The sequence below is a fragment of the Nocardia sp. NBC_01388 genome, assembly GCF_045040085.1.
Taxonomy (GTDB): domain Bacteria; phylum Actinomycetota; class Actinomycetes; order Mycobacteriales; family Mycobacteriaceae; genus Nocardia.
On sequence record NZ_CP109553.1, the window covers coordinates 747,413 to 773,533 of the forward strand.

Genomic DNA, 26,121 nt, shown 5'->3' on the forward strand with positions numbered 1-26,121 from the left:
TACGACTCGTCGTATATCGTCGCGCCCATCGTCACGACATGCGATCGACGAATCGAGTGACGCGTGTCGCGCTGTTCGGAACGGCCGGCGCGGCACGTCCGAAGATCAATGGGCAGCATTCATCCGACTCCGGCCGAACGCACATTACCGCCGATGTGCGTGAACTCGGAATACCCGGAGTCCGCTCACTGTGGTGCTGCGAGCTGGGTGAGGAAGTCTGCCGCTGCTCTGCTGTCAGATCTCCTTGTCGCTGTCTCGGAGCAGGGTGTTCAGGATCGGGCCGATTGCGCCGGCACCCTTGGGATTCAGCATTCCGGTATGCCATTCGTCGATCGGGATCTCGTGAATGGCTCCGGTGATGTGCCCGTGCCAGGTTTCGGCTATCTGGTCTCGGTACGACTCGCGGGCGGCGATGAACAGGACGGCGTCGCCGTGGAAATATGCGGGTGTGTGCGAGACCGGTGTTGTGAAGCATTCGGTTACTCGTTCGACCTGTTGTGCGGTGAGGATGCCTTCGCTGCTGAGGCGGTCGGCGAGAAGCGGGAGGAGCTCGGCTGGGTTGTCGATCTGCTGGTCGTCGGTCATGCCGAGGAAATCACGCCATCCGCGGAGGAATTCGGTCAGTGCGCGGTCGGACTGATCCTCATCGGGTTCGGGGGTCTGGGAGAGGTTCTCGGCGATGCCCGCGTCGACGAGGGCGAGCAGTCCGACGGGGTGACCGAGTTGTTGCAGTCGGGCTGCCATGGCGTGGGCGATCTTTCCGCCCAGGGACCAGCCGAGCAGGTGATATGTGGTGTCGGGGAACGACTTCAGGATTTCCTCGACGTAGCGCTCGGCGTACTCGTCCACCGATTCGAGCCGGGGGCCGTCCTCGACGATGTAGGGATCCTGGAGGCCGTAGACGGGGCGATCGGGGTCCAGGTGGCCCGCGAGTGCGCCGTATACCCATGCCAGGCCACCACCGGGATGGACGCAGAACAGCGGTGCTTTGTGACCCGTTGAACGCAGCGGCGACAGCACACCGAGGGATACACCCATCTCGGACTGCGGTTTTGCCAGGTACCGCGCGAGTGACGCCGGTGTCGAATCGGCGAAGAGCAGCCGGTAGGGGACGGCTGCCCCGGTGCGTGCGCGGAGCTGGGACACCAGTTGCATGGCGACGACCGAGGTTCCGCCCAAGGTGAAGAAGTCGTCGTCGACTCCTACCCGCGCGACTCCCAGTACCTCCGAGAACACCGCGACCACGGTTTCCTCGAGCGGCGTCGAGGGCGCCCGATATGTCGCGACCACCCACTCGGGGGCAGGCAGCGCCCGCCGATCGACCTTCCCATTCACGGTCAGCGGCAAGGTATCCAGCACGGTGACGGTGTCGGGGACCATGAACGACGGCAACCGCTGCGCCACCGCCAGCCGGATCGCCGCCGCATCGAGGCTGCGCCCTGGCGCGACCGTGACGTAGGCGGCCAAGCGCGCACCGCCGGCATCGGACTCGGAGGTGTGGACGATGACAACCGCATGCTGTACCTCGGCCAAACCCGCCAGCGCCGCTTCGACTTCGCCGAGCTCGAGCCGTTGACCTCGAATTTTGACCTGGAAATCGGCGCGGCCCACGAACATCAGCACCGCATCGTCGCCACCGGACATCCACCGCACCAGGTCGCCGGTGCGATACATCCGTGAGCCCGGCGACCAGAAGGGATCGGCCACGAACCGCGCCGCGGAGAACCCCGGCCGGTCGATATATCCGCGCGCCACGCTCGGACCGGCCACGTACAGCTCGCCGACCGCACCCGGCGGCACCCGCCGCAAGGACGAATCCAGCACCACCAGGCGAACTTCCGGAATCGGACCGCCCACGGACACCGTGTCACCGTTGTCCAGGAACGAACCGGCAATCCACATCGTGCACTCGCTCGGCCCGTACACATTGTGCAGCCGGCGCATACCGGCGGCGTCCGTGCCCGACCAGCGCCGCACCAACTCCGGCGTGCATGCCTCGCCACCGCTCAGTACCACCCGCAGGTCATCGAGCCCGGCGGGATCGACCGAGAGAGCGACCGCCGGCGCCATGAACGCGTGCGTAATGCGCTCGCCGCGCATCAATTCCGCCAGCGGTTCCCCGGCGAAGACATCGCCGGGGGCGGCGACCAATGCCGCACCGGCCGGTACGGCCAACAGCAGCTCCAGCATCGCCGCATCGAAAGTGCGTGCGGCACCGGCCAATACGCGGGAGTCCGGGGTCAGAAGACAGTGCGAATACTGGACCGCGGCGACCGCGGCCAATCCCGTATGGGTGACTGCCACGCCCTTGGGCATACCGGTCGATCCCGAGGTGTAGACGACATAGGCGGTATTGACCGGCCGTACCGCCCCGCCCCTGTCGATATCGCCGACCGGAGCGGCGCTGTACGGGGAAAGGTCGAGCCCGTGCAGGTCGATCTCCCGAATCCCACCCAGAAGATCCGCACCGTCGGTATTCGATCCGGTTGCCCGCGAGGTGATTTCACTGTTGGTGAGCACGACGGCGGCCCCGCAATCAGCGAGGATGAACCGATTGCGCTCGGCCGGCTGACCGGGATCGACGGACAGGAATGCGGCGCCGGTCTTGGCGACGGCCCACAGCGCGCGCACCCACTCCGCTGATCGCGGAATTGCCACCGCGACAACAGATTCCGGACCGGCACCGGACTCGATCAAAACCCGTGCGCACTGATTCGACCACTCATCCAGCTCCCGATACGTCCACTCGTACCTGGAGTCGGCGACCGCGAGCCGATCCGCGTGCTCGGCGGCGGCCCGCCCCAGCATCTCGGTCAGCGTGACCGGCTCCGGTCCGGGACCGCCATCACCCCACTGCGACAGCGACAGTCGCTCCGCTGAATCGAGCACATCGATATCACGCAATCCCACTGCGGGATCGGCGGCCACGGCACCGATGATTCGCCGCAACCGGACTGTCATCGCGGCAATCGTCGACCGATCGAAAAGATCGAGGGCGAAGCTCGCCCCGACCATCAGCCCGCCGTCGGCGCCGGGTGTATCGGATACGGTGACGGTGAGATCGAATCGCTCGACCCCGGAGCCGAGATCCATTGGTGTGCAACGAATCCCCGGCAGCAGGTCGTCCGTCGGATCGAGGTCGAGATTCTGGAACGCGAGCATCACCTGGAACAGCGGGTGATACGACTGGGTGCGTGGCGGATCGACCACCTCCACCACCCGCTCGAACGGAATATCGGCGTGGGCGAACGCTTCGAGATCGATACGACGGCACTCATCCAGCAGTTCGCCGAACGAGGTGGCCTCATCGACCCGGGTACGCAGCACCAGTGTATTGACGAACATGCCGATCAGGCCGTCCAATGCCGCGGCGCCGCGCCCGGCGATCGGAGTGCCCACGGCGATATCGCCAGTGCCCGACGCCCGCGACAGCACAACCGCCAACGCCGCGTGCATCACCATGAACATGGTGGCGTGATGCGCACGCGCGACCCGGTGCAGTCCGGCCGCCGTTTCCGCGTCCACCGCAAAGGAATACGTGTCACCGCGATGTGAGGCCACCGCGGGCCGCGCCCGGTCGGCAGGCAACTCCAGCCGATCCGGCAGTCCCGCCAACTGCCCGGTCCAATACCCGACCTGACGCGCCGACACGCTGACCGGGTCGGACTCCGTCCCCAACAGCTCGCGCTGCCACAGCGTGTAATCCGCGTACTGCACCGGTAACGGCTCGGCCCACTCCGGATCCCGCCCGGCCAGCCGCGCCGCATACGCCAGCGACAAATCCTGCGCCAGCGGCGCCAGGGACCAGCCGTCCGCCGCGATGTGATGCATGACCAGCACGAGTACGTACCCGTCGGATCCGCTGTCCAGCAGGGTGACCCGCAGCGGCGGCGCGCTCGGCAGATCGAAGCCGCGCCGCACCAGCGGCAGCACCGCCTGCTCGACATCGCCCGCATCGACAGTCTGCACCTCGACGGTCGTGGTGGCCTCGGCAATCGGCACGATGCGCTGGTACGGATTCCCGTCCTGATCCGGGAACACCGTGCGCAAGGTCTCGTGGCGCGCCACCACATCACCGATGGCCGCGGTCATGGCCGCTATATCCAACTCGCCGGTCAAGCGCAGCACGAGTGGAATGTTGTAGGCCGGCGAGTCCGGTTCGAGCCGGTTGATGAACCACATTCGCCACTGCGCGAACGACAGCGGCGGGTACTCGGGCCGCTCCCGAACCACCAGCCTCGACCACACCGGGTCGGCGCCGCCGGTCGCGCGCTCGGTGAGCACTCGCGCCAGCTGGGCCGCAGTCGGCGCGTCGAACACATCCCGCACGCCCAGATCGGCGCCGGCCCCCGCGGCCACCTGTGCCGCCACCCGGGTCGCCGACAGCGAATGCCCGCCGAGCGCGAAGAAGTCGTCGTCGGCCCCTACCCGCTCCACTCCCAGCACCTCCGAGAACACCGCGACCACGATCTCCTCGAACGGCGTCGAGGCGGCCCGATACGCCACAGCCACCCACTCGGGGGAGGGCAGTGCGCGCAGATCCACCTTGCCGCTCGCGGTCAGCGGCAATTCCTCCAGCACCGTGATGGTGTCGGGGACCATGAACGAGGGCAGTTGTTGTGCGACTGCCTGCCGAACCGTGACGGGGTCGGGCAGATGACCCGGCGCCGCGGTGATGTAGGCGGCCAAACGCACTGTCGCGCTTGCCTCGTCACCTCCCGAGGTGTGAGTGATGACCACCGCGTGCCGTACCTCGTCCAGCTGCGCCAATGCGGTTTCGATCTCGCCGAGTTCGAGGCGCTGGGCCCGGATCTTGACCTGACGATCGGCGCGGCCGGCGAACATCAGCGCACGACGTTCGCCGATCGGCATCCACCGCACCAGATCTCCCGTGCGATACATCCTCGATCCGGCAGGCCCGAAGGGATCGGCGACAAACGATCCGGCCGTCATTGCCGCCCGATCGAGATATCCGCGCGCCACACCGGGACCGGCGGCGTACAACTCTCCGACCACGCCCGCCGGTACCGGACGCAGCCACGCGTCCAGCACCGCCACCCCGACTCCAGGAATCGGGCCGCCCAGCGAGACCGGTTCGCCCACACGCAATTCGGCCGCAGTGACCCAGATCGTGGACTCGCTCGGCCCGTACAGGTTGTACAGCTCACGAACTCCCGCGGCGTCGGTACCGGACCATTGCCGCACCAGTGACGATGGACATGCTTCACCGGCGACCATCAATACGCGCAAATCGTGTAACCGTCCGGCATCCAGCGTGGCAGCCACCGCCGGCGTCAAACAGGCGTGAGTGACACCCTCGATACGGATCAACTCCGTCAGCGGTTCCCCGGCGAAATCGTCACCGGCTGCGACAACCAGCGCCGCACCGACCGAAACCACCGACAGCAACTCGAACACAGCCGCATCGAAAGTGCGTGCGGCAACAGCCAATACGCGGGAGTCGGCATTCAGGCCGAACTGCCGGCACTGCGCGGTCGTGACAGCCGTCAGCCCGGCGTGGGTGACGGCGACCCCCTTCGGCGTACCGGTCGTGCCCGAGGTGTACACGATGTAAGCGGTATTGCCCGACCGCACGGCACCGCGTCGATCGGCGTCGGTCACCTGTGTGTCGCTGTACTCGAGGAGATCGGTCAGGTCCGGATCGATCACCGGAGTCCCGGCATCGCGCAGCTCTCCGGCTTCGGCCAGCACGACCGTCGCGGCGACGTCGGCGAGGACGAATCGGTTCCGTTCCCGCAGGTGTGCCGGATCGATGGAGACGAAGGCGGCACCGGTTTTCGCGACCGCCCACGCCGCCCGCACCCAGGCCGCCGAGCGCGGGAGCGCGATCGCCACCACCTTTTCCGGACCGGCGCCCTGGTCGATCAGCATGCGCGCGCACCGATTCGACCAGCGATCCAGTTCCCGATAGGTCAGGCGATCGGTGGCATCGACGACCGCGAGCTGATCCGGGAACTGCGCGGCCGCCTGGGCGAGCATCTCGTTCAGCGTGCTCGCGGCCGGTCCGGCGCCGCCATCGCCCCACTCCCGCAACGATTCCCGCTCGCCGGGCTCGAGCACATCCAGATCCCGCAATCCCACCGCCGAATCGGCCACCACCGCGCGCAGGATTCGGACCAGCCGATGCGCCATCGCCGCGACCGTCGACCGATCGAACAGTGCGGTGGCATAACCGATGGCGATCGGAATATCGCCATTCGAGTTCGGTATGTCGGCGACGGTGATCGACAGGTCGAATCGTTCGACGCCGACGGCGAGGTTGACGGGCGTGACCGCGATCCCCGGCAATTGCGCGGCGGCCGGATCCAGGTCGAGATTCTGGAATGCCAGCATCACCTGGAAAAGCGGATGGTGCGCCTGGGTCCGCGGCAGGTCGATGGCCTCCACCACCTGTTCGAACGGGATGTCGGCATGAGCGAAGGCGTCCAGATCCACCCGCCGCACCTCGCCGAGCAGATCCGTGAACGAACAGGCCTCGTCGATCGATGTCCGCAAGACCAGCGTATTGACGAACATGCCGATCAATTCATCCAGTGCCGCCGCCCCGCGCCCCGCTATCGGCGTTCCGACCGCGATGTCCGCGGCGCCGGACAACCGTGACAGCAGCAGCGCCACCGCCGCGTGGAAGACCATGAAGACGGTGATCCCGTTGGCGCTCGCCAGTTCGCCTATCCCGGAGAACAATTCGGCGTCCAGCACGAACGAGTAGCTATCGCCCTCGTGCGCGGCGACCATCGGCCGCGGCCGATCGGCGGGCAACTCCAGCCGATCCGGCAATCCCGCCAAATGCGCTGTCCAATAGGCGAGCTGACGCGCCGATGCCGACTCCGGATCGGTATGGGCACCCAGCGTCGCACGCTGCCACAGCGTGTAGTCCGCATACTGGACCGGCAAGGGAACCCATTGCGGGGACCGCCCCGACCGCCGCGCCGCGTACGCGGCCGACAGGTCCCGCGCCAGCGGTGCGATCGACCACCCGTCGGCGGCGATGTGATGAAGCACCATCGCCAGGATATGCTCACCGGAACCGCTGTTCAGCAACGTAACCCAGAGCGGAAGCTCGGTCGAGAGATCGAATCCGTGACGAATCGACTCGGCGACCGCAGCGTCGAGCTGTGCCGGATCCACCGACCGCACCTCGACGGCGACCGCGGCCCGGTCGGGTGGGAGCACCTGCTGGAACGGCGTCCCCTCCTCGTCGGGGAACAGCGTGCGCAGACTCTCGTGCCGCGCCACCACATCGCCGATCGCCGCGATCAAGGCGGCGGTGTCCAGCTCACCGGTCAACCGCAGTACCAGCGGAATGGTGTACGCCGCTGACGCACCGTGGAATCGGTTGATGAACCACATGCGCAGCTGCGCGAACGACAACGGCACCCGCTCGGGTCGCTCCCGGACCACCAGCGCCGACTCCGCCGCACCACCGGTGCCCGCGCCCAGCACCCGCGCCAACCGGGCGGGCGTCGGCGCCTCGAACACCTCACGCACCCCGATACGAACGCCCGTGAGCGCGGACACTCGCGACGTGACTCGCATCGCCGACAGCGAATGCCCGCCCAGCGCGAAGAAATCGTCGTCCGCGCCGACCCGTTCGATCCCGAGCAGCTCGGCGAACACGTCCGCCACCAGCTGCTCGGCCGGTGTCGACGGCTCTCGGTAGTCTCGCGTGAGCGCGTCCGGTTCCGGCAGTGCCGCGCGATCCAATTTGCCGCTCACCGTGAGCGGCAGCTCGGCCAGGACCGAGCACACGTCGGGCACCATATGCGCGGGCAGCCGCTGCCGGGCAGCGGCCAGCACCTGCGCGGGGTCGATATCGGCGCCGACGAGATAACCGATGAGTCGATGGGATGTCGCGTGCTGCACCACGATGGCGCGGCTCACCCCCGCCTGGTCGGCGAGCACCGCCTCGATCTCGCCGAGCTCGACGCGCTGTCCGCGAACCTTGACCTGGAAGTCGTTGCGTCCCAGGAACTCCAAGGTGCCCTGCGCGTTCCAGCGCACCTCGTCCCCGGTGCGGTACAGGCGAGAACCGCTGCGACCGAACGGATTCGCGATGAACGACGTGGCCGTCAGCGCCGGCCGGTTCGAGTACCCCAGCGCCTGCTGGATACCGCCGAGATACAGCTCACCGCGCACGCCGACCGGTACCGGTCGCAGCAGTGCGTCCAGGACCACCGCCTCGATGCCGCGGATCGGCCCGCCGAGGGTCACCGGCGCATCGGCATCCATCGGATCGCTGAGGAGGGTGACGATGACCGTCTCGGTCGGTCCGTACGCGATGTACAGTCGCCGATCCGGCGCCCAGGCTTCGACCAGCTCCGTGGGCACCCGTTCGCCACCGGTGACGAGCATCCGCAGTGAATCCAGTCCGGCGGGCGACATGGTCGCCAGAACGCTCGTTGTCACAAAGGCATGCGAAACCTGATGCTGCCGAATGATTTCCGCCAGGGCAGGACCGCCGAATATGTCCGGCGGCGATACCACCAGCGCAGCCCCGTTCGGGTGCGCCATCAGCAGCTCCATCATCACCGCATCGAAACCCGTCGCCGATACCGCCAGGACTCGGGCGTTCTCGTCCAGGTTGTAGCGCTCACGCTGCTCGGCGGTGAAGTTCGCCAAGCCTTCATGGGTGACCACCACACCCTTCGGGGTGCCCGTCGACCCGGATGTATAGATCACGTAGGCGGTGTGTCCCGGCCGGAGCGGGCGAACCCGGACCGCGTCGGTCACCTCGGCCGCGGAGAACTCCGCGAGGCGCACAGGCAGATCCGGTCCGTCGAGCAGCAACCGATCGACCGTGCCCGGCACGGTATTCAGTGTGGCCTCCACCGACAGGGCGAGGCACACAGCGGAATCGGCGACCATCACCGCGACCCGATCCAGCGGATGACGGGGGTCGATCGGAACGAAGGCCGCACCGGCCTTGGTCACCGCCCACAATCCGACGAGGAACTCGATACCCCGCGGCAGCGCCAGCGCGACCGCATCGCCCGGCCCGATACCCCGTCCGATCAGCCACCGCGCCAATCGGTTGGAATAACTGTCCAACTCACCGAAAGTCATTGTCACCGTGCCCGATACCATCGCGGGCGCGGCCGGATCGAGTGCGGCGCCCGTGACGAGCAGGTCCGCCAGCGGTCGGGGCGGCCGCGCCGGGAGGCCGCGCACCGGCACCAGCCGAGCCCGCTCGGCGGCGGACAGCATGTCGATCGACTCCGCCGTAACCGACTGATCCGTGGTCATCGCATCCAGTACACGTGCGAGGCGGTCGGCGCATTCCTGAACCCACTCAGGAGCGAATACCCCGGGCTGATACTGCAACTGGGCCCGATACGGCTCGCCCTTGACGACGATCAACGCGAGCGGATAGTGCGCGGAATCGTTCGACCGCAGATCCTCTACGGCCATGCCGTCGAGCGCCGCGGCCTGCGCCGCCAGCGCGGCCTTGTCGACGGGATAGGACTCGAACACCAGCATTGTGTCGAACATGGTCGAAACATCCAGTGCGGCATGGATATCGGTCAGGCCGATGTGATGGTGTCCCAGCAACCCCGACTGTTCTGCCTGCACCCGGTTCAGCGCCGCTGCGATCGGCTCGCCGGGGGCGTGGCGCACCCGCACCGGGATGGTGTTGATGAACAGGCCGACGGCGGACTCGATGCCGGGCAGCTCCGCAGGCCGCCCGGACACCGTCGCACCGAACACGACATCATCGCGCCCGGACAGATACCCCAGGACAATTGCCCACGCCACCTGGAACACGGTGTTCGCCGTGACCCCGGCGGACGCTGCCGAAGCGAGCAACCGGTCGGTGAACCCGATGCCGAAATCCACTGCGACAGTGCTCATTCGCACTGTCGATTCGGCAGCCGCGGCGTGCGGAGCCAACAGCGTCGCCTCGGCGCCGTCGAGCGCGTCTCGCCATACCCGCAGCGAGGCGTCAGAATCCTGTCGGCCGAGCCAGTCGAGGTAGGACCGGTAGGAACCCGCGGACTCCGTGACCGCGCCGCTGTTCGGCGCCGCGTACTCCGCCAGCAGAGTCCGCAGCAGCGTCGGCATCGACCAACCGTCGAAGAGCACATGGTGGTGCGAGAGCAGCAGGGTGAACCGATTCTCGGCCATCGCGATCAGGGTGAACCGCATCAGTGGGGCCGTTTCGATATCGAATGATTCGGCCTCGTCCCTGTCGAGCACCTCCGCCAGCGCCGATTCGGATTCCGCACTCGGCACCGCGCGCAGGTCGATCTCGCGCCACGGCACCACCACACCATCGGCGATGATCTGTACGCCGTCGCCGTCGGCGTTGGTGCCGAACGCCACCCGCAGATTCGGATACCGCTGCAACAGGGCCCCGGCCGCGTGGTGCAGTCGTTCGGCGTCCACGACGCCGGCGAGCGTGATCGCGAGCTGCACCGCGTACACGTCCACCCGCGACTCGGCCAGCCGGGCGTGGAAGAGGAGTCCGGTCTGCAACGGCGACAACGGCCATACGTCGACCAGGCTCGGGTAGCGCGCCTCCCAGTTGGTGATATCGGACTGTGTTGTCCGCACCAGCGGAAAGTCGGAGGGCGTATGCCCACCGGAGTGCGGATCGCGCTGCCGGGCGACGACTGCGTGCAGTGCGTCGACCCACAACCGGGCCAACTCATCGACCTCCGCCTCGTCGAGCACGGCTTCGGGGTATCCGAAGGTGGCCGACAAGCGGCCCTCGGTGACCACCGCCGTGATATCGACGACGGCCGTCGCCAGGACGTGCATGTCCTCGTCGGCTATCGGAGCGCCGAGTTCGTCGGTGACGGCGAACTCGGCGCTCCCGCTGGAGGATCGGTTCGGCGACAGTTGGCCGAGATAGTTGAAGGCGACCTGCGCGGGCTGCCCGGCGGGCAATGCCTGCGCCGTGTCCGGGTTGAGGTCGCGTAGCAGTCCATAGCCGATCCCGTGGTCCGGGATCGCCCGCAGGTGTTCCTTCGTGCTCTTGATCGCGGTCTCGATCGATGATCCACCGGCGTAGGAATCATCGAGATCGATTCCCGTCATATCGATGCGAACCGGGTACACCGTCGTGAACCAGCCGACCGTCGCGGTCAGGTCCGCGCCCTCGAGTACCTGTTCTTCGCGCCCGTGTCCCTCCAGCCGCAACAGCGTCGACGACTCCAGCACACCTCGACCGGCTCGCCACCGCATCACTGCCAGGGCCAGCGCGGCCACCAGCGCGTCTTGGACCTCACCGTGGAATGCGGCGGGCACCCGAGTCAGCAGTGCCTCGGTGATCTCCGGCGACACCTGCACGCGCCGGAGCCGGATCCCACCGGCATCGCGGACAGGGTCCACCACGCGCGAGCCGAGCAGCGGGTCCGGCCCGTCGACAATCCGTTGCCACAGCGGCAGTTCCGCCACCCGTCGCGGCGACCGCGCCTCCTCGGCCAGGCCGTGGGCCCAGCGTCGCATCGACGTTCCCACCGGCGGCATCGAAACCACCGCACCGGTGCGGTAGCGCTGCCACGCCGACATCAGGTCGGGGAGCACGATGCGCCACGAAACACCGTCCATCACAAGGTGATGCGCGACGATGATCAGCTGCCCGGACTGTGCCGCGTCGGCGGGAACGAACCAGAGCACCTGCAGGACAACACCGTTGGCCGGATCCAGCCGATCCAGCGCGGCAGCGACCTCCGCTGTCACGAGCTGATGGCGGCGCTCCGGGTCGATATCCGGGGCGAGGACGATCGGACGCACCAGCGACTCGACGTCTACCAGCGTGCTCGGCCGCGTCTCGAGCTGCCAGTCCCGGCCGGTGTGCCACAACCGGGCCCGCAGCATGTCGTGCCGTTCGACCACCGCCGTCACGATCGCGACCAATCCGGCACGATCCAATCCGACCGGCGCCGTGAGCACCAGGGTCTGATTCAAGCGCTGGAAGTCGCCCTGCCGCACCATCCACCGGACGATCGGCGTCAGCGGCAGCTCACCGATGCCACCGCCGGGCAACTCCGCCAGAACCGTTGCCGGATCGACCGATTCGGCCAGGCATGCCAGCGCGGCGACCGTCCGTGCCTCGAACACCTGCCGGGGTGTGAACACCACACCGCGGTCCTTGGCTCGGGCCACCAACTGAATCGACACGATGCTGTCTCCGCCCAGGGCGAAGAAGTCGTCGTCGGCTCCCACCTGATCGAGTCCGAGGACCTGTGCGAATACCGCCGCCACAATGTCTTCGGCGGCGGTGGCGGGGGCCCGGTACATCGTGGTCGTCCACTCCGGTACCGGCAGTGCCCGCCGGTCCACCTTCCCGTTCGTGGTCAGCGGCAACTCGTCCAGGACTGTGATGGTGTCGGGGACCATGTATGACGGCAGTCTCCGCGCCGCGGCCTGCCGGATGGCGACCGGATCGGGAAGATGACCCGGTGCCGGGGTGAGGTACGCGGCCAGTCGCGCGGTTTCGCTGATCGCACCGTGGGAGACCTGAGTGACGATGGCACGCCGTACTTCGTCGAGTTCGGTCAGTACGGCTTCGATTTCGCCGAGTTCCAGGCGTTGGCCGCGAATCTTGATCTGGAAATCGGCGCGGCCGACGACTATCAATGTCCCGCCCTCAGCGCCATCCGGCCGCCAGCGCACCAGATCGCCGGTGCGGTACATGCGGGATCCGCTGGGCCCGAACGGATCGGCCACGAACGCCGCCGATGTCGTGCCGACGCGGTTGAGGTACCCGCGTGCCACGCCGGGACCAGCCACGTAGAGCTCGCCGACCACGCCCGGTGGCACCACATTCAGCCAGGCGTCCAATACCACCGAACGGATGCCGGGAATCGAGTTGCCGATCGATACCGGCACGCCGGCAACCGATTCCGCACCGGTCACCCAGATTGTGGCCTCGCTCGGTCCGTAGAGGTTGTGCACGCTACGGACACCGGCGGCGTCGCTACCCGACCATTGCCGCACCAGCGCAGGCGGACACGCTTCGCCGGCCACCACAAGCACACGCAAGTCATCGAGTCGACCTACGTCGAGCGAGGCCGCGACGGCTGGAGTCAAACACGCATGCGTCACACCCTCGCCACGCATCAGCTCCGCCAGCGGCGGCCCAGCGAAAACCTCGCCGGGAGCGATGATCAGCGCCGCGCCGACCGATACCGCGAGTAGCAGCTCGAAGACCGCCGCATCGAAAGTGCGTGCGGCGACGGCCAATACCCGTGAATCGGTACTCGTCCGAAGGTCTCGGTGTTGAGCCGTGGTGACGGCGGACAGCCCGGCATGGGTGACCGCCACCCCCTTCGGCGTACCGGTCGACCCCGAGGTGTAGACGATGTACGCGCTATTGTCCGGCCGCATCGGGCCGAGTCGGTCACCGTCCACGATCGGGGCGGCATTCCTCGCGAGCAGGTCGAACCCGTCCAGCTCGAAGACGGCGATCCCGGGTGCTTCCCATTTCCCGGTTGCTGCGCGCGCGCCGTCGCCGGCGGTGAGCAGTACTGCTGCCGCACAATCGGCGAGGATGCTGCGATTGCGCTCCCGTGGCTGGGCCGGATCGAGGGAGACGAATGCGGCCCCGGTCTTCGCGACTGCCCACACCGCTCGCATCCAGGCCGCCGAGCGGGGAATACCGATCGCCACCACGGTTTCCGGGCCGACCTGCTGCTCGATCAGCGCCCGCGCGAACCGGTTCGACCACGTGTCGAGATCCCGGTACGTCCACTCCTGCCCGGCGTCCACGACAGCGGGCCGCTCCGGGAATTCCACCGCGGCGCGAGCGAACATCTCGCCCAGCATTTCCGGCTCCGGACCGGGACCGCCATCGCCCCACCGGCGCACCAGCATGCGCTCGTCCGGGGCGAGAAGATCCAGCCCGCGCAGGCTGATCGCCGGATCGGCCACCACGGCACGCACGGTGCGCTGCAGGCGGTCCGCGAGCGCGACGATCGTCGACCTGTCGAACAGGTCGAGCGCGAAGCTGATGGTGATCGGTACGCCGCCATCGACATCGGCGTCCGTGCGGTCCGCAATATCGGCGACGGTAATGGTGAGATCGAATCGTTCGACCCCGATATCGAGACTCCGCAGCGGCTCGACCTCGAGCCCGGGCAGCTGCGCCATGGCCGGGTCCAAGTCGAGGTTCTGGAATGCCAGCATCACCTGGAACAGCGGATGATGGGCCTGGCTGCGGGGCGGGTCGACGGCCTCGACGACTCGTTCGAACGGAATATCGGCGTGCGCGAACGCGGCCAGGTCCACCTGGCGGCACTGGTCGAGCAGATCGGTGAACGAACCGGCCCCGTCGACCCGGGTGCGCAATACGAGCGTATTGACGAACATGCCGATCAGCCCGTCCAACGCCGCCGCGCCGCGACCCGCGATGGGAGTGCCCACCGCGACGTCGGCGCTGCCCGACAGCCGCGAGAGCACCACCGCCAGCGCGGCATGCACCACCATGAACACTGTCACCCGATGAGCTCGCGCCAGCGTGCCCAATCCGGCCACCGTCGCGGCATCCAGCGTGAACGAATGGGTACCACCGCGCTGCGAGGCCACCACCGGCCGCGGCCGGTCGGCGGGCAACTCCAGCCGATCCGGCAGACCCGCCAAATGACCTGTCCAATAAGCGATCTGACGCGCGACCACGCTCTGCCGATCGGACTCCGCACCGAGCGCCTGGTGCTGCCACAGGGTGTAGTCGGCGTACTGCACCGGCAGCGGCGCCCACTGCGGTTCCCGCCCCGCCCGGCGCGCGGTGTACGCCAGCGCCAGATCACGCACCAGCGGTGCTATCGACCACCCGTCCGCGACAATATGGTGGAGTACCACGACCAGCGAATGGTCATCGGATCCACAGCGCAGCAACGCGACTCGCCACGGCGGTTGTGCGGACACATCGAATTCCCGCCGCACGATGCTTGTCACCCGATGCGTGAAATCAATCGAATCGACTGTCTCCGTCGCGATCTCCACGCCGGCGGCAGGCAGAATCCGCTGGCACGGAATTCCCTTCTCATCGGGAAATACCGTGCGCAGACTCTCGTGCCGAGCCACGACATCACCGAAGGCGGCGGACAGCGCGGCCGAATCCAATTGCCCGCGCAAACGCAGCACCAGGGCGATGTTGTACGCGGGGGAGTCCGGCTCGAATCGGTTGATGAACCACATTCGAGACTGCGCGAACGACAGCGGAATTCGTGCCGGCCGGTCCTGCGGCGCCACTATCGAACTCGGCTGTGCCGCGGTGGACCGCTCGGCCAATACCGCGGCCAATCGGGTAGCGGTCGGTGCGTCGAACACATCGCGCACTTCGACCGTGATGCCGGTGGCACTCGCCACGCGTGCGGCCACCCGCGTCGCCGACAGCGAATGCCCGCCCAAGGCGAAGAAATCGTCATCGGCGCCGACCCGGTCCGCGCCGAGTACTTCAGCGAATACCGAGACGACGATCTCTTCCATCGGTGTCGACGGAGCCCGATATGCCAGGGTGAACAGCTGCGGGGCAGGTAGGGCGCGGCGGTCCACCTTGCCATTGGGCATCAGCGGCAGCTCGTCGAGGATGACGATGGCCGCCGGAATCATGAACTCCGGCAACCGCTCTGCCGTGAATTCCCGGATCTCGGCCACCAGATCGCCGATTCCGGGGTCGTTCACATAGGCGCCCAGCGAATCCAGTGGTCCCGCGCTCAGATAGACGTCATCGAATACCGTGGTCTCGTCCGCGCCGCGGACGAGGACGGCGTCCATCCGACCGGCGACCGGTGACCAGGTGACAATCGCCGTGAAGCCCAATTCCGCGCCGAGCGTCCGTATCTCGTGCGGCAGCACCGCTGCGGTGGTGGTGCCCAGGTCGAGATCGGCCACGTGTTCGTGCTCGGCGGCGGTGTCCACAATTCGAGTGGCTGCCACGTCCAGAACCGTTCCGGCCTGCGGTATTCCGATGATGCGCAGGCTTTCGGGCTGTTCGGCGAGGAGCTCGGCGCGCAGTCCGCGCAGGTCACCGAATTCCGCCCAGGGACGGTGCGGCACATCGGCCAGGGACCGAACCTGTGCCGGGGACTTGCGCAGGACGATGTCGTAGCGGTATCGCGTCAATTCGTTGTCGACCGGCGCGTACTTCAACTCGATATCCACCGCCGCCACGGCGGAGACCCTGTCCCGCAGTGCGAGGAAGAACTCGGGGGCGACCAGCAATTCCTGTTCGGCCATCAGGGCGCGCCGTGCACGCTCGCGCACCGCCGCCACCGTGTCCTGGTCCCTGCCGCCGGACAGCTGGGTGCCGGTGGCGAATTCGCGCAGCAGCGTCAGGTTGCGGATATCGCCGACGAAGAACGCGCCACCGGGGGCGAGCAGCCCCATGACCTTGTCGATCACGTCGATCAGATAGGAGCCGTTCGGGAAGTACTGTGCGACCGAATTCAGCACCACCACATCGAATCGGTCCTGCGGCAAATCCGAGACATCGTCGGCGGACTGCACGCGCAACCGCACTCGGTCCGCCCAGTCCACCGCGGATGCGGACAGCCGCGATCGGAGATTCTCGATGGTCGCCGCCGAGAAGTCGGTGCACCAGTACTCCTCGCACTGCGGTGCCAGCCGCGACATCAGCAAACCCGATCCGACACCGATTTCCAGTACCCGTGCGGGCCGCAGACCGAGAACCCGGTCCACGACCGCGTCCCGCCACTCCCGCATCTGCCCCACGGGAATCGGCTCTCCGGTGTAACTACTGTTCCAGCCGCCGAAATCGGCATCCAATGCCATCGGCTCCGCGAATTCCCGTCCGTTGCCGAGGTAGCTCTCCTTGCCCGCGTACAGGTTGTCGTACACGTCTCGCCAATGGCCGACCAGTTCGGCCGCGCGGTCGCTGTCATCGCCGACAGTGGATTCACGATCGCGAACAATGTAGGCGACCAACTGCTTGTCGGCCACGGCGTCGGTGGGGGCGTCGGAGAGGGCGCGGGCCACGACCACCGCGCTCGATACGGCCGGATGCGCCAGCAATGCCGCTTCGACCTCGCCGGGCTCGATCCGATACCCGCGCACCTTGACCTGATTGTCGGCCCGACCGGCGAATTCGAGCACCCCGGCGCCTTCGTTCGAAGGTTTCAGCCACCGCACCACATCTCCGGTGCGGTACATCCGCTCGCCGGCGCCGAACGGGCAGGCCACGAATCGCTGCGCGGTCAACCCGAGCCGACCCGCGTACCCGCGCGCCAATTGTGCTCCGGCTACATACAATTCGCCGGCCACGCCCACCGGCACCGGACGCAACCGCGAATCCAGAACGAACACTCGCACATTCGCCACCGGAGCACCGATCGGTATCCGCGCAGCGGCGGCCCAGGGCTTCGATCCGAGGATCTCCTGGGTCGATACGCAGACCGTATTCTCGGTCGGCCCATAGGCATTGGCGATATCGACACCCGGCCAGCGATCCCGGAATCGGGCTACCGCAGCCGAACTCAAGGCGTCGCCACCGGTGACGACCTGACGCACCGGAGCGGTATCGAGTTCGGGTCCGGCGGTCGCGAGCAGTTCGAAGAGAGCGGTTGCCACGAATATCGTGGTGACGCCATGGCTGGAGATGGTGCGCATCAGCGCGGGCAGGTCGAGCCGAGCGGGCGGTGCGATGACCAGGGTGGATCCCGCCAGCAATGCGGGCCACAACTCGTATGCCGACGCGTCGAACGCCATCGACGAATGCAGCAGCACCCGTTCGCCCGGTCCACCGGGCCAGCCGTGCACCGCCATATTGATCACGCCGCGGTGTTCGACCACAACGCCTTTCGGGCGGCCCGTCGAACCCGATGTGTAAATCACATACGCGGCATCGCCCGGCGACAACGCCGGCAAATCACCGCCGGACCCACCGTCGAGGTCCGCGGTGTCCAGGCACAGCGCCGCGCGCTCACCCAGGGGCAATTCCGCTGCGGTGGCGACTGTCGTCAATACGAGCAGCGGATCGGCGTCGGCGAGGATGAATTCGATACGGCTGGTGGGATATTCGGGATCGATCGGCAGGTACGCGCCGCCGGCCACCACCACGGCCAGCACCGCGGTCACCAGATCCACGGACCGTGGCATTGCCACCGCGACCACGGAACCGCGGCCGACACCCCGATCCCGCAGCACCCGGGCCAGAACACCCACCCGCGCGGCCAATTCGCGATAGGTGATATCGCCGTCCGCGTGCGCGACAGCGACCGCATCCGGTGTGGCTGCTACATGTCGAGCGAACAGGCATGCAAGGGAGGTTTCCTCCGGCACCGGCGCCGCCGTGTCGTTCCAGACCCGCAGCAACCGGTCGCGCTCCTCGGGCGCGAGAATATCCATGCGGCCGATGGGCATTTCCGGGTCCGTGGCCACGGTGTCGAGCAGCCGCAGGAAACGAGCGGCGAGATCGGTCACGGTGGCGCGATCGAACAGATCGGTGGCGTATTCGATCCGGCCCGCCAATACGGGGGCAGCGGCACTGTCCGCCGGATTCACCCGTTCGGCCACATCGATGTGCAAATCGAATTTGGCGGTTCCGGTGATCGCCGGGACGATCTCCGCCTCCAGCTCCGGCAGCCGCAGATCGGGCAGCAGGTTGTTCTGCAGTGCGAACGACACCTGGAACAGCGAGTGGTACGCCGGAGAACGCGCCGGTTGCAGCAATTCGACCAGCCGCTCGAAGGGCGCGTCCTGATTCTCGTAGGCGGTCAAGGCTTTACGGCGGACCTGGTCGAGAACCTGCTCGAAGCGGGGGTTGCCGGACAGATTCACCCGCAGCACCCAGGTATTGACGAAGAAACCGATCAAATCGTGCGTCGCCTCTTGGGTACGCCCGGCGACCGGACCGCCGATGGAGATGTCCTCGCCGGCGCCGACCTGTGACAGCAATACGGCGAGCGTCGACTGCAAAAGCATCGACACCGTCACCTGGCGGTCATGGGCGAGTCGATACAGCCGCTCGCACAGCGCGTGTTCGAAGGCGAACTCGATGACATCGCCGCGATTGCTGGCAATCGCCGGGCGCGGGCGGTCCAGCGGCAGCGTGATCGGCTGCGGGGCATCCGCGAGTTCGTTTTCCCAATAGTGGAATTGGGTTGCCAGCACGCTGCCCGGATCGGACTCCGCGCCCAATGTCTCACGCTGCCACAGCGTGAAGTCCGCGTACTGCACCGGCAATGGTGTCCACTGCGGTGACCGGCTCTCGAGGCGCGCGGCGTACGCCGCCGTGAGGTCTCGCACGAACGGCGCTATCGACCAACCGTCCGCGGCGATATGGTGCAAGACCAGCACCACGGTGTGGTCGTTGAAACCGTTGCGCAACAACGTCACTCGCAAAGGCAGCTCCGACGAGACGTCGAACCCGCGGCGCACGAGAACCGCCAGGGTCTGCTCGAGCTCCGCGGGATCGACCGTACCCGTCTCGATCGTGGTGGTGGCCAGGCCGACCGGCAGGATGCGCTGAAACGGCACCCCGTCCTCATCCGGAAAAATGGTGCGCAGGCTCTCGTGCCGCGCCACCACATCGTTCAATGCCGCGGTCAATGCCTCCTGATCCAATGGCCCGCGCAAGCGCAGCACCATCGGAATGTTGTAGGCCGGAGAATCCATTTCGAATCGGTTGATGAACCACAGCCGGGACTGGGCGAACGACAATGGCATTCGATCCGGGCGCTCTCGAACCGTCAGCCCCGGTCGTGCCGGATCGAGGTCCGCGCGTCGTTCGGCAAGCGCGTGCGCCAGGCGAGCGGGAGTGGGGGCCTCGAACACATCCCGCACCCCCACTTCGGTGCCAAGCACCGCGGTCATTCGCGAGGCCACGCGCATGGCCGAGAGTGAATGTCCGCCGAGTGCGAAGAAATCGTCGTCGACGCCGACTCGATCCATGCCGAGCACGTCGGCGAAGACGGTGACGACGATTTCCTCGGCCGGTGTCAGCGCGGTGCGACAGTCCGAGGCGGCGAAGGTCGGCGCGGGCAGTGCGCGCCGATCGACCTTTCCATTGGGTGTCAACGGCAGGGTGGCGAGTACGACGATCGCCGACGGCACCATGTACTCCGGCAGCCGATCCGCGATGAAGCGCCGCATCTCGACGGTGAGAACGGCCTCGTCCCGCACCTCATCGGTGTGTTCGAGCACGACGTAGCCGATCAGCCGCTTGTCCGCCGCAGTCACTGAATTCGCAGTCGCGGAACCGATCTCACGGGCGATCACCACCGACTGCGAGACCAGCGGGTGTGCGGCCAAGACGGTCTCGACCTCACCGGGTTCGATCCGGTAGCCGCGCACCTTGACCTGTTCATCGGCGCGAGTGACGAATTCCAGCACGCCGGTGCTGTCGTTCGGACGCTTCAGCCACCGCACCACGTCGCCGGTGCGGTACATGCGCGCACCGGCCTCGAATGGGCAGGCCGAGAACCGCTCCGCGGTCAAACCCGGCCGGTTCCGATACCCGCGCGCCAATTGCACTCCGGCCGCATACAATTCGCCCGCCACCCCGGCCGGTACCGGCCGCAACCGCGAATCCAGCACGAACAGGCGCATATTCCCGACGGGGATACCGATCGGCACACTGCTCGCGCTCGTCCATTCCGCCGAATCAGGGATCTCATACGCCGAGACGCACACCGTATTCTCGGTCGGCCCATAGGCATTGACCACGCCGATTCCCGGCCACCTGTCGTGGAAGCGGGCGACCGCGACCGGCCGCAGCGCATCACCGGCGGTGACCACTCGGCGTACCGAATCGAGTGTCAGTTCCGGCCCGGAGCTCGCCAGTATCTCGAACAGCGGGGTTGTCACATACAGTGCCGTCACATCGTGCCGGGAGATGGCCCGGCTCAGCTCCGCGATATCCGATCGGCCGGACGGGGCGATGGCGATGGTGGATCCCGCGAGCAATGCGGGCCACAATTCGTATGCCGACGCGTCGAAGGCCATCGACGAATGCAGCAGTACTCGCTCACCCGGTCCACCGGGCCATCCGTACCTCGCCATATTGACCACGCCGCGGTGTTCGACGACAACACCTTTCGGGCGGCCGGTCGAACCCGAGGTGTAGATGACATACGCCGCATCGGCGGGCGACAGCATCGGCAATCTCTGACCGGACGACTCGCCTGCGAGGTCGGCAGTATCCAGGCACAGCGCCGCGCGCTCACCCAGCGGCAATACCGCCGCGGTAGCGGCCGTCGTCAATACGAGCAGCGGATCGGCATCGGCGAGGATGAATTCGATACGGCTGCTGGGGTATTCGGGATCGATCGGCAGATACGCGCCACCGGCCAGCACCACCGCCAGGAGGGCGGTCACCAGATCTGTCGATCGTGGCAGCGCCACCGCTACCACCGCACCCCGGCCGACGCCCCGGCCCACCAGCGCCCGCGCCAGAACATCCACCCGCGCAGCCAATTCCGCATAGGTCAGCTGCTCGTCACCGAACCGCAGTGCGACGGCGGCCGGCGCCGAATCGACGCGTGCGCGGAATGCCGCCGCGATCGTGGTCTCCGGCATCGCGGTCGCGAGCGGCGGGTTCCACTGCGTCAGAAGTTGTTTGCGCTCCGCCTCGTCCAGGAGGCCGATATCGGTGATCGCTTCCGACGGGTCGGCGCTCACCGCGCGCAGCACCCGGAGGAAGCGGTCGGCGATGCCGGTCACCGTGGAGCGGTCGAACAGATCGGTGGCGTATTCGATCCGGCCGGTCAGCACCGCGGGAGTTGCTGTGGTGCCGGGGAGTTCGATCAGATCGAAATGCAGATCGTTCTTGGCGCTGCCGGTGGAGAAGGGGAGGAATTCGGCGACCAGGCCGGGCAGTTCGAGTGCGGGCAGGCCACCGCTCTGTACCTCGAGCGATACCTGGAACAGCGGGTGATAGGCCGTCGACCGGGCCGGATTGAGCAGTTCCACCAGCCGCTCGAACGGCGCGTCCTGATTCTCGTAGGCGGTCAGGGCCTTACTGCGGACCTGGTCGAGCACCTGCTCGAAACGCGGGTTCCCGGACAGATCCACCCGCAGCACCCAGGTATTGACGAAGAAGCCGACCAACTCCCGCAGTGCCTCATCGGTGCGCCCCGCGACCGGACCGCCGATCGAGACGTCCGGTCCGGCTCCCAGCCGCGACAGCAGCACCATCAGGGCCGCCTGCAGCACCATCGACGCGCTGACCCGGCGTTCGCGGGCGAGCCGGTGGATCGCCTCGAGCAGCGGTGCGTCGATGGTGAATTCGACGACGTCACCGCGATTGCTCAGTATCGGCGGGCGCGGCCGATCGGCAGGCAGCGATACGGGTTGCGGAGCATCGGCCAATTCCCTTTCCCAGTAACGGCATTGAGCCATGAAGGCGCTTTCGGAGTCGGACTCCGAACCCAGCAGTTCGCGCTGCCAGAGTGCGTAATCCGGGTATTGCACCGGCAGCGGGCTCCATACGGGCTGCTGCCCCGCCGAATATGCCGCGTACGCCGTCGACAGGTCCCGCAGTAGTGGCGCCATCGACAGGCCGTCCGCCGCGATGTGATGCAGCACCAGCACCACGACGTGCTCGAACGGGCCGCTCCGCAATACCGTGGCCCGCAACGGCATATCTGCCCGCAGGTCGAATCCGCGGCGGACGCGCTCGGCCACCGCGTCGTTCACCCGTGCCGGATCGACGCCGGTCACCTCGAGCACCGGGGCCGCCGCCGCGCTCGGCACGACCTCCTGGTGCGGCACCCCGTCCAGCTCGGGATAGCGTGTCCGCAGCACTTCATGGCGCGCGACGACCGCACCGAGCGCTGCGCTCAGCGCGTCGGGATCGAGCGCTCCGGCCAGACGGAATACCAGCGGAATGTTGTAGGTCGGCGATTCGGGCTCGAACCGGTTGATGAACCACATTCGCAACTGCGCGAATGACAATGGGATTTGCGCGGGCCGCTCTCGAACGACCAGCTTCGACCGCACCCGGCCCGGGCCGATCTCGCGTTCGGTGAGCACCCGGGCCAGTCCGGCGGCAGTGGGGGCGTCGAATATGTCACGGACGCCGACCGCGCGGCCGGTCGCCTCGGCCAATCGCGCGGCCACTCGCGTCGCCGAAATCGAATGCCCGCCACGGGTGAAGAAATCATCGTCGGCACCGACGCGCTCGATATGGAGTACTTCGGCGAACGTGGCGGCGACAATCTCCTCGAACGGGGATGAGGCGGCACGGTAGGTCGCCACCGGGCGCCGCGGCGCCGGTAAGACGCGGCGATCCACCTTCCCCGTCGCGGTCATCGGGAGTTCGCCGAGCACCGTGATGGTCTCGGGGACCATGTACGACGGCAGTCGTCGCGCCACCGCCTGGCGGACCGTGCCCGCATCGATGGCGTGGCCCGGTGTCGCGGTGAGATAGGCCGCCACCCATGCCGTTTCGGCATTCTCGCCCGCGGTGGTGACAATGGCCTGCCGCACCTCGTCCAGGCCGGTCAGCGCGGCTTCGATCTCGCCGAGTTCGAGGCGCTGGCCGCGAATCTTGATCTGGGAATCGGCGCGGCCGACGAAGACCAGCCGCGCGCCGTCGGCGCCACGGCGCTCCCAGCGCACCACATCTCCGGTGCGGTACATCCGCGCACCGTCCGGACCGTTCGGGTCGGCCACGAACGATACCGCGCTCAACCCGGAACGGCCGAGGTAGCCGCGTGCCACACCGGGGCCGGACACATACAACTCGCCCGCCACACCGAATGAGGACGGGCGCAACCAGGCATCCAGCACCGACAGCCGGACTCCCGGGATCGGAGTACCCAGCGACACCTCGTCACCTGGACGCAAGGCCGCGCTGGTGACCCAGATCGTGGCCTCGCTCGGCCCGTACAGGTTGTACAGCAGGCGAATACCGGCGGCGTCGCTACCCGACCACTGCCACACCAGTGCGGGCGGACATGCTTCGCCGGCGACCATGAGCACGTGCAGGGCATCGAGTTGCCGCGCGTCGAGCGTGGCGGCGACGGCTGGAGTCAAACAGGCATGCGTCACTCTCTCGGCACACATCAACTCCGCGAGCGCCGCACCGGCGAACACATCAGCGGGAGCGGCGATCAATGCCGCCCCGACCGGTACCGCCGACAGGAGTTCGAAAACGGCCGCATCGAAAGTGCGTGCGGCGACGGCCAATACGCGAGAGTTGCTATCGAGCTGATACTGCCGCGCGAGGGTATCGGAGACGCCGGACAGCCCGGCGTGGGTGACGGCAACACCTTTCGGTGTGCCCGTCGAGCCCGAGGTGTACACGATGTACGCGGTATTGCCGATCCGCACCGCACCGCGGCGATCCGCGTCGGTGACCGGGGCAGCGCTGCCCTGGTACTGCTGGTCGATATCGACCACCCGAACCCCGGGCCCGTCCAACCCGGTTGCGTCCGTGGTGGTTTCACTGCTGATCAGCAGGACGGTGGCCGGGCAGTCGGCGAGGATGAACCGATTCCGTTCGACCGGCTGGGTGAGATCCACAGTCACGAACGCGGCGCCCGTCTTGGCGACCGCCCAGACCGCACGCACCCAGGCCGCGGAGCGCGGAATCGCCACCGCCACCGTGGTTTCCGGACCGGCGCCGCAGTCGATCAACGTCCGCGCGCACTGATTCGACCATTCGTCCAGCTCGCGGTAGGTCCAGGTGTGCGTGGCGTCGTGGACCGCGAGCCGGTCCGGGTGCGCCGCCGCCGCCCGAGACAGCAGGTCGGGCAGTGTGACCCGCGTGGGCCCCGAACCGCCGGCGCCCGACTCCCGCAACTCCTGGCGCTCGTCGGATTCGAGCAATTCCACCGAGCGCACCCGGATCCCGGCATCGGTGAGCACACAATGCAGGAAGCTGTCGAGGAACTGCGCGAAACGCCGGTGGTGATAGGCGATCTGGTCGGAGGTGTAAACGCTCGGGTTGGCGAAGAAGTCGAGCCGGGTGCTCTCGCCACCGACGGCCGGATAGACGTTCACCGAAAGGTCGGGGACCAATCCCGGGGTCAGTACCTGCAACCGGGCGGTGATATCGCCGAGGACGATCTTCGTATCGAGAATCATCAGGTCGACCATCGGCCCGGCGGCCTGCGGAAGACGGCGGGCGGCAACCGATTCCGAGTCCGCGAGCATATCCTCGTGCCGATATCGCTGTCCGCGAAGGACATCCATCAGCGTGCGCTGGGTCTGCTCGAGCAGTGCCCCGACGGTGAGGCCGGGGCTGACGGTGATCCGGAACGGCACGATATTGGCGGTCATGCCGCCGGAGCGGCTCATCGCCGCCGTGACGCGCGCGGCCACCGGCAGACTCAGCACCACATCGTCGGAGCCGGTCATGCGTGCCAGGTACAGACCGAACGCGGCGAGGACGAACACCGCCGGTCCGGCCGATCCCGTCGCGACCGCGGTACGCAGCGCATTGTCGGTCTCGGCGGACAGCAGCGCACTCACCGAGAGCGGGTGGTCTTCGGCGAGCGCGACCTGATCGGTCAGCGTCACCGGCTGGGGGAGCTCTGCCACATACTTCGACCAGAACACGTGATCGTCGTGGAAGCGGTGCGAGGCGCGGTACTGCTCGTCCGCGGCGACGATGTCGCCCAGCGATCGAATCGCCTGTCGCCCGGGCTCTTTGCCCTCCAGTGCGGCGGTGTGCAGCTGTGCGCTCCGGGTGAGGATGTTCAGTGCGGCAATGCCGTCCATCACAATGTGATGGGCACGCAGGTACCAGAACCACCGCCGCTCGGCGACCCGCACCAGCGCGCCCATCACGACCGGGCCGTGCGGCAGATCGATGGGTGCGCGGTAGTCGCTGCGCATCCACTCCAGTGCTGCGGCAACAGGATCGGGCGCCGACGTGTAATCCAGGTACTGCACCGCGCCATTGGCGGTCTCGTCCACCACCTGCCTCGGCTGTCCGTCCACCTCGACAACGCGCACGCGGCTGACTTCGAATTCGTCGAGCGCCTGCCCGAACGAGGCGATCAGCAGCGTGGTGTCGAGTTCACCGGCGAGCTCGAGGTACAGCGCGTTCGATACCGGTGTGGCGCCCGCCAACTGCTGGAGCAGCCGAATCGCATGCTGTGCCGCGGTCAGCGGATAGGTAGGCGGGTGACCCTCGAGGGCATGCAGGGGTGATCGGTGGTCGTGCATCCCGCCTCCTGAAGATCCGAC

At 67.3% G+C, this 26,121-nt stretch carries 1 protein-coding gene; it reads right to left on the reverse strand.

Annotation, left to right across the window (positions count from 1 at the left end):
- Positions 1 to 234: 234 nt before the first annotated feature.
- Positions 235 to 26,100, reverse strand: coding sequence for a non-ribosomal peptide synthase/polyketide synthase (locus OG716_RS03600; RefSeq protein WP_405136257.1), 25,866 nt, complete (start codon positions 26,098 to 26,100; stop codon positions 235 to 237).
- Positions 26,101 to 26,121 lie beyond the last annotated feature (21 nt).